Genomic DNA, 6262 nt, shown 5'->3' with positions numbered 1-6262 from the left:
CCTTGCAACGCAGGCCGGTAGTTTGTTTGTTTTGCATTTGAATATTTTTACAATGAATAATCTTGCAAAACAAAAGCCTCTGACTTTATCAGAGGCTTCACAAACTACCGAAGGTTTAGTACAACAACCGAGTTGGAGAAGGCTTCTGATAGTAAATGAAGTGTTCATAGTTCGGTTGTTGGTGTATAGTATAGAACTAAATTTGAAAATTTACATAGCCCAAACACCAACAACACACAGCAAAGAAGTCACAAGTAACAGACAATATAATTTTCAAGGCAAGATCACTTTTCCCGTAATTTGAAAAATATTTTTACAATTATCATTCTACGCCGTTGTTGGTGTTTCTGTTTTGAATACCTTACTGCTGTAATCGGCCCACACCAACAACCGAATTGAAGACGGCTTCAGATAGTAATGAAGTGTTTATCATTCCATGCACTCCTAAAGTTCAAAGCCTCCCAAAGATATTGATATAAGAAAAACCCTTACTTAAACCCCACGGTTTCCCGTTCTGCCTAAACCATTTAATTTCCCAGATTTAAATACATATATTCGTAAAATTTTTTTAAACCACCACTATGAGACTGCTTATATTTTCCCTTTTCTGCTTTTGTTTTTTTGTTTCCTGTCAAAAGGAATATTCAATAGAAACTGATAATCCGTCCCCTTCCCTGGTAGCTGATTTTACATTTGCCGGCGCTCCCGGTGCATGTCAGACGCCAACAATTTCCGGCTACTACGCATCTGCCACCGCCTTAACGGCAGACAATACCGTCGCCATACCAGTAATAGTTACTAAAACAGGTACCTATTCTGTTACTACCAATTCGGCCAATGGCTACAGCTTTTCGGCAACGGGCAGTTTTACCAGCACAGGTACTCAAACCATTATATTGAAAGGAAGCGGAACACCAGGCGCTGAGGGCGACGATCTGTTTACTCCCAGTTCGGCCGGGGTTGCCGGATGTCCCTTCTCCATCACTGTGAGTGTCCCGGCGCCAGCTGTGTATACCATGGCAAGTACTAACGGCGCTTGCAGCAACGCTACCGTAAACGGTGTTTATGGCATCAATGTCCCATTAACCAGTGCCAACACGGTGAGCATACAGGTAAACGTTACCAGCATTGGTACTTATACCCTGACGACCAATACGGTTGAAGGAATGACCTTTTCCAAATCCGGAAGCTTTACTGCAACAGGCGTTCAAACTGTAGTATTAAATGGAAGTGGCACGCCAACTAAAGCGGGGGCAAACGTGCTTACACCACAGATAGGCACTTCATCCTGTACCTTCACAGTTGATGTTACAGGACCGGCAGTTTATACTATGGCCGGCGCCCCTTCCGCCTGTAGCAATGCTGTGGTTAATGGAACGTATGAATTGAACAAACCATTGACAGCCGCTAATACAGTAACAGTGCAGGTGAATGTAACAACTATTGGCTCCTACACGCTTTCGACTAACACGGTAGCCGGAATGACATTTTCCAAATCCGGATCATTCACTTCAACAGGCGTTCAAAATGTGGTATTGGAGGGAAGTGGTACACCCGGCAGCAGCGGCGACCAGGTTATTACACCCAAGGTGGGCTCTTCTTCCTGTACGTTCACCGTTAAAGTAGCAGGGCCGGCTGTTTATACCATGGCCGGTGCCCCGGGCGCCTGTACCAATGCCATCGTGAATGGAACCTATACTGCCACTACACCCTTAGCAAGTGCTAACACCGTATCGGTACAGGCAAATGTAACTGCAACAGGAGCCTACAGCATTACATCCAATACTGTTGGCGGTATGACATTTTCCAAAACCGGGATATTTACGAATACCGGTCTTCAAACTATACTATTGAATGGAACCGGCACGCCTACCACGGCAGGTGCCAATACATTTACTATAACCAACAGCGGTTGCTCCTTTACTGTAACCGTAGCTGCGGCTCCGGCGAGCACCGGTATTTACCAATGTAAAATTGATGGTGTGCTAACTACTTTTACCGACGGGGCCCACGCAGAAACACTGGACGACCTTTTTACTCCGCCGGTACCCCGCCTGTTTTTAGATGGCTTTACCGACGCTCCCAATGGAGCCGAAGTACCCGAATTTCAAATATTCATTGACAAAAACAACGGCTCCGCTGTAACTCCCGGAACCTACAATGTGGATGGTTTTCTTGCTGCAAACGGATACCGGATTGAGATAGATTATCACAAAGTAAATGCCGACCAATCTGTAACGATCTGGAATACCTCCAGCTCCCTGCCTCCGCTTACGACCAATCCGCCTTTTACCATTGTTATTACCAGTGTAACCGCCACCAGGGTGAAGGGAACTTTTAGTGGTAAGCTCACCGATTTATTACAGGGCAGCACAAAAACCATGAACATTACCGAAGGGGTGTTTGATTTGCCAATACAGAATTAGCAATAAAACCATCAGAGCTTATTAACGTTGTTATTATTCGCGGCAGTTTTTTTCACGGGATGTTCAAAAGTGACCCGGTTGCTGATCGAAACCGGTTTTCTTTTAAGATTGTATAGGCATTTACGCCGTTGGTGTTTCTGTTTTGAATAACTTATTGCTGTAAACGACATACACCAACAACTGAATTGAAGACGGCCTTTGACAATAATGAACTGTTCAGAGTTCGGTTGTTAGTGTATAGAGCTAAATTTGAAAATGTGCACCACCGGACACTATCAGTGGCGTAAAAGAGTTTTATATTTTGTAAGATGAGAAAACTTATTCAGGAAAGAATAATCAAAACAGAAGAACAACCTTTATCAGCATCAGATAAAACAAAACTTATCGCTAAAAGAAACAAACAACTTAAATACCTGTCCATTTCTTACGTTCCTCTTGCACTGATAATAGCCTATGTTTTTTTCTCTGGTCCGGCCGTAGTTTACAGGGAACAATATCCCTATTCAAAACATGAGATTACAGAGGACGACATATCCAATTTTAACATAGCCGCCCCATATTTTTGCGGATTTCTGTTTTTGCTACTTACTGGCTTTTTTATCCGATATTTTTTACAAACTGCAGCACCCCTTATAAGGGATATAAAAGGAAACAAAAAACTGCTTGTATATGTTAATCCCGAAAAGACGGATATGGGATTTCTTAACAAATACTATATCACGACTCCCATCTTTAAAAAACAGCAGCTCGCTGTCTCAAAGGAATATTTTTACATGATTTCAAATAATGGCCCGCTAATTCTGGAATTGGCTCCACATTCCGTAGAGATTTTAAAGATTACAAGCAACGAAAAACAAATTTTGTTTTACTAACTAATTTGTACATCGTCGCTGGTGTTTCCCACCATCATTACACCAGCAAAGAAACTACAAGCGACAAGACAATATAATTTTCACGGCAAGATCGCTACCTCATCCTTTTCCCGTAATTTGAAAAATAATTTTACAATTATCATTCTATGCAGCCACGATTGATCTTTATCTTTTTTATTTCAGCCATACTTATCCTTAGTTGCAATCGAAAAATCGCTAATAAAACAACCGGCCAATGGGTTTCCCTGTTTAATGGTAAAGACATCAACGACTGGACAGTGAAGATCCACCATCACGAAGTGGGTGAAAATTTTGCAAATACTTTCCGGGTGGAAGACGGCATCATCAAAGTACGTTATGATCAGTATGGTAATTTCAATGACCAGTTTGGTCATCTTTATTATAATACACCCTACTCCTACTATCATTTAAAGCTTGACTACCGTTTTGTTGGCCAATGGATGAAAACAGCGCCTTCTTATACCCTGCTCAATAGCGGTGTCATGTTTCATTCGCAGGATCCCCACACCATGCCGAAGGAACAGGACTGGCCCATTTCAGTGGAAATGCAGTTTCTCGGCGGCTTAGGTGATGGCAAACCAAGATCAACCGGCAATATGTGCTCCCCCGGAACAGAAGTGGTACAAAGGGGCCAGATTGTTCCATCACACTGTATCAACTCCAGCTCCAAAACCTATGAAGGCGAACAATGGGTAAGTGCCGAATTGATTGTATTGGGCGATTCGCTTGTCACGCATATCATCAATGGTGACACCGTGCTGCAATATTCCAAACCACAGATTGGCGGCGGTGTTGCCAACCGTTACGATCCTGCCATAAAAGTGGATGGTAAACTATTGACCAGTGGTTTTATTGCGCTGCAAAGTGAAGGCCAGGAGATCGATTTCAGAAATATCCGGATCATGGATCTTTCATCGCAATACAAAAAGAAATAAACGATCCTATTGCGAGTCATTTCTACTTCGCTTATTTAGCAGAAAAAATAATTTACTGCAGCAAGTCCCTATTTTTACAGCATAAGCCCTGCTGCTTGAAGAAACAGCCACGATACATTCTTCCACTCATCATCCTTTCGCAGTTTGCCGGAACATCGTTATGGTTTGCCGGTAATGCCATTCTTCCCGATATCCAACGTGAAATAGGAAATGGTGACTATAATATCGGCAATATTACTTCGGCGGTGCAATTTGGGTTTATCAGCGGCACTCTCGTATTTGCTTTTCTGACGATCACGGACAGGTACAGGCCATCAGCAATCTTTTTTATTTCTTCGGTAATCGCAGCCATTGCAAACCTGGCGGTTGTTGCATTTGCAAAAGATGGATTGATCTTACTTTGTTTACGTTTTGTGACGGGCTTTTTCCTGGCGGGCATTTACCCGGTAGGTATGAAAATAGCAGCCGACTGGTACGAGAAAGGATTAGGCAAAGCTCTTGGTTATCTTGTTGGCGCACTGGTGTTGGGTAAAGCCTTCCCCTACCTGCTCACTTCTGTTTATGCGCTACCCTGGCAACAGGTTTTATATTTTACTTCGGCTTTTGCGATAAGCGGTGGTTTATTGATTCTCCTCCTGGTGCCAGATGGCCCTTATCGTAAAGCAGGCAGTCGCCTGCAGCCCAGCGCCATCATACATGTTTTCCGGTCTGCAGATTTTCGATCCGCTGCTTTTGGATACTTTGGTCATATGTGGGAACTATATGCGTTTTGGGCTTTTGTTCCTGTCATGTTGAAAATCTATGCCGAACAAAATCGGTTGGCGATCAATGTGCCTTTCTGGGCATTTGTTACTATTGGCATTGGCAGCATCGCCTGTGTTGCGGGGGGACACTGGTCACAAAAGATCGGAAGTGCTAGAGTGGCATTTTATGCGTTGATTTGTTCCGGCCTTTGTTGTCTTTGTTCGCCGTTTTTCTTTTACCTGCCGCCACCATTATTCCTGCTATTACTCTTACTATGGGGAATTGCCGTTATCGCGGATTCACCCCAGTTTTCTGCCCTGACTGCACAAACAGCCGAGCCTGCTTACAAGGGAACAGGCATTACCATTGTCATTTGCATTGGCTTTGCCATTACAATTTTTAGCATCCAGCTAATGCAGTTTTTCCTGGCAGAGCGTCCCAATACATTTACCATTTTTCTCCCATTGCTCGCAATCGGTCCGGTAATTGGTTTAGGATATTTATACCGCCTACTTAAAAAAGATAAGCGACAGATAATCCCCTAGCAAATCTTATTGACGTCAAGGTATGCCCGATAGATATTTAATAAAGATGATAACAAAGGCTTGCCTGCACATGTAGTGAATTCAAAGCCTGTTTATTCAATCTGCACCGCAACTACTGGCTTTCGCCATTCATTCATCCAAACCCGGGAAACTGATACGTGTCAATAACATCATTGACGGGAATCATTTTGCAGTTGGCCTGTTTATACTTTCTTTGGGTAAATAGCTTTTTATGTTTGGAAAATTAAGCACCGAAGGCATAGAAGTCTTGCTTCATCAACAGATGGTCGGCCGCATTGGCTGCCAGGCTGACGACAAAATCTACGTGGTGCCAATCAGCTATGCCTACGATGGCACCTACATCTACGGCCACGCACTGGAAGGAATGAAAATATTCGCCATGCGAAAAAATCCGCATGTTTGTTTCGAGGTTGATAACCTGAAAAATTTAGCTAACTGGCAGTCTGTGATCGGTTGGGGTGTATACGAAGAACTGAATGATGATACCGAACGTTACCAGGCACTAAAAAAATTGGAAGAAAGAGTGCTGCCTATTCTTAGCAGTGAAACAATGCACTTGTCACCACAATGGCCCTTTCCGGCGGCAGATGCCGAAGCCATTAAAGGAGTATTTTTCAGGATAAAACTAACAGAGAAAACAGGCCGCTTTGAAAAAAGCCCGCAGGGTAAATTTTTTGCAACGTAAATCTTGCATTTGC

At 43.2% G+C, this 6262-nt stretch carries 6 protein-coding genes; all 6 read left to right on the top strand.

From position 1 onward, the window contains the following. The coding region (locus P2W73_RS19445; protein WP_276503762.1) for a hypothetical protein at positions 1–304 on the top strand (304 nt) is incomplete at its 5' end. Between the two features lie 277 nt (positions 305–581). Next, positions 582–2426 carry an autotransporter outer membrane beta-barrel domain-containing protein gene (locus P2W73_RS19440; RefSeq protein WP_276503761.1) on the top strand — a complete coding sequence of 615 codons (1845 nt, stop codon included), beginning with the start codon at positions 582–584 and terminating at the stop codon, positions 2424–2426. A gap of 308 nt (positions 2427–2734) precedes the next feature. After that, entirely contained in the window at positions 2735–3298 is a 564-nt protein-coding gene (locus tag P2W73_RS19435; protein ID WP_276503760.1) for a hypothetical protein, read from the top strand. A gap of 146 nt (positions 3299–3444) precedes the next feature. Further along, positions 3445–4254 carry a 3-keto-disaccharide hydrolase gene (locus tag P2W73_RS19430; protein WP_276503759.1) on the top strand — a complete coding sequence of 270 codons (810 nt, stop codon included), beginning with the start codon at positions 3445–3447 and terminating at the stop codon, positions 4252–4254. A 95-nt stretch (positions 4255–4349) separates the two neighbouring features. Continuing rightward, positions 4350–5543 carry an MFS transporter gene (locus P2W73_RS19425; RefSeq protein ID WP_276503758.1) on the top strand — a complete coding sequence of 398 codons (1194 nt, stop codon included), beginning with the start codon at positions 4350–4352 and terminating at the stop codon, positions 5541–5543. 232 nt (positions 5544–5775) lie between these two features. Beyond that, complete coding sequence (locus P2W73_RS19420) at positions 5776–6249, top strand: pyridoxamine 5'-phosphate oxidase family protein (RefSeq protein WP_276503757.1); 474 nt, start codon at positions 5776–5778, stop codon at positions 6247–6249. The last annotated feature ends 13 nt before the right edge of the window (positions 6250–6262 follow it).

Source organism: Terrimonas pollutisoli (genome assembly GCF_029360765.1).
Classification (GTDB): domain Bacteria; phylum Bacteroidota; class Bacteroidia; order Chitinophagales; family Chitinophagaceae; genus Terrimonas_B; species Terrimonas_B pollutisoli.
This window is presented reverse-complemented; position numbering and strand designations above follow the sequence as displayed.